This window comes from Streptomyces sp. BE303 (genome assembly GCF_036290945.1).
Lineage (GTDB): Bacteria > Actinomycetota > Actinomycetes > Streptomycetales > Streptomycetaceae > Kitasatospora.
Genome location: NZ_JAQYWZ010000531.1, coordinates 1 through 283 on the forward strand (window position 1 = coordinate 1; position 283 = coordinate 283).

Genomic DNA, 283 nt, shown 5'->3' on the forward strand with positions numbered 1-283 from the left:
ACTCCTCTCCGACGGCCGCGCCCAGGGCTACGTCCTCAACGACGACATCTTCGTCTTCCTCGGCCGCGGCAAGATCGCCGGCCTCCCCGTCATGGTCTGGATCCTCATCCTCACCGCCGTCGCCGTCCACATCCTCCTCAAGTACACCGACATCGGCCGCAACCTCTACGCCATCGGCGGCAACGACACCGCCGCCCGCCTCGCCGGCATCAACATCAACAAATACCTCATCGCCGTCTACGCCCTCATCGGCACCGTCGCCGCCGTCGCCGGCATCCTCCTC

At 66.4% G+C, this 283-nt stretch carries 1 protein-coding gene; it reads left to right on the plus strand.

Going from position 1 to position 283, the window contains the following annotated elements; translation table 11 throughout:
• Positions 1-283: ABC transporter permease (locus PUR56_RS11040; protein WP_443034475.1), on the plus strand; the 283-nt coding region annotated here is incomplete at both ends.